The sequence below is a fragment of the Streptomyces sp. NTH33 genome (assembly GCF_003236365.1).
Lineage (GTDB): Bacteria > Actinomycetota > Actinomycetes > Streptomycetales > Streptomycetaceae > Streptomyces.
Genome location: NZ_POTZ01000860.1, coordinates 1 through 1,471, shown reverse-complemented (window position 1 = coordinate 1,471; position 1,471 = coordinate 1). Strand labels below are relative to the sequence as shown.

1 protein-coding gene is annotated in these 1,471 nt (G+C 72.5%); it reads left to right on the top strand.

Features of this window, described 5'->3' with window-relative positions; genetic code table 11:
• Window positions 1-175: 175 nt before the first annotated feature.
• Window positions 176-1,339 (top strand): adenylate/guanylate cyclase domain-containing protein, encoded by a 1,164-nt coding sequence (locus C1I97_RS37035; RefSeq protein ID WP_111007255.1) that lies wholly within the window; start codon window positions 176-178, stop codon window positions 1,337-1,339.
• The last annotated feature ends 132 nt before the right edge of the window (window positions 1,340-1,471 follow it).

Sequence of the window (1,471 nt, the reverse complement as noted above, 5' to 3'; positions counted from 1 at the left end):
GGTCCTTGGGGGTCCAGGGGGCAGAGCCTCCCCGGGGCGGTCACACCAGTGTGGGTACCGGGAAAGCGCCGGTCAGCTCACCCCCGGCGTGACCTCACGGAGTGAGCTGGCGCACAGCTGCCGTAGAGTTGAGGCCGGTCGATACCTGACCGCGGCAGATCGGAAGGGCAGCAGCGTGACCGTCGACGACACGGGCTCCGGCGCGGACGCGGACGGCCGGGAGGAGCCTCCTCCACGCTCGTCCTCGCTCGAGCGGGAAGACTCCCAGTCCGCCGACTCCGGCGAGGACCCTCTCGCGCTGCGTCTCGAACAGCTCATCCTGGGCGCGGAGCGGCGCTACACCCCCTTCCAGGCGGCCCGCAGCGCCGGCGTCTCCATGGAGCTGGCCTCCCGCTTCTGGCGGGCCATGGGCTTCGCCGACATAGGCCAGGCCAAGGCGCTGACGGAGGCCGACGTCCTGGCCCTGCGCCGGCTCGCCGGTCTGGTCGAGGCGGGGCTGCTCAGCGAGGCCATGGCCGTGCAGGTGGCCCGGTCCACCGGGCAGACCACCGCCCGGCTGGCCGAGTGGCAGATCGACTCCTTCCTGGAGGGTCTGACCGAGCCGCCCGAGCCGGGGATGACGCGCACCGAGGTGACGTACCCGATCGTCGAGCTGCTGCTGCCCGAGCTGGAGGAGTTCCTGGTCTACGTCTGGCGCCGCCAGCTCTCCGCCTCGGCGGGCCGGGTCGTGCAGGCCGCCGACGACGAGGAGATGGTCGACCGGCGCCTGGCCGTCGGCTTCGCGGACCTGGTCGGCTTCACCCGGCTGACCCGCCGGATGGAGGAGGAGGAGCTCGGCGAGCTCGTCGAGGCCTTCGAGACGACCTCGGCCGACCTGGTGGCGGCACGCGGCGGCCGGCTCATCAAGACGCTCGGCGACGAGGTGCTGTACGTGGCCGACGACGCCGGTACGGCAGCGGACATCGCCCTGCGTCTGGTGGAGACCATGGCGAACGACGAGACGATGCCCGAGCTGCGCGTGGGCATGGCGTTCGGCACGGTGACCACCCGTATGGGCGATGTGTTCGGTACGACCGTCAACCTGGCCTCCCGGCTCACCTCCATAGCCCCGCGTGACGGCGTGCTCGTGGACAGCGCCTTCGCGGAGGAGGCGATCCGCACCAGGGACGCCCCGGCCTCCGAGGCGGAGGCGGCCGAGGCCGCGGCCGCCGCGGAGAAGGAGGGCGAGGAACCGCCGTCGTACCGCTTCGCGCTGCAGCCGATGTGGCAGCGGCCGGTGCGCGGGCTGGGCGTGATCCAACCGTGGCTGCTCACGCGGCGGGACGACGGCACGCCGTAGGGGCGCGGCAGTGGCTGCGAGGGCGCGACGGCGGCTCAGTGGGCCGCCGCTCCGACCTGGAGGCCGACGCACAGCCCGATGAGCGGAACGCACAGGCCGTCCCCGTCTCCGTCCTGTCTCTTATACTCATCT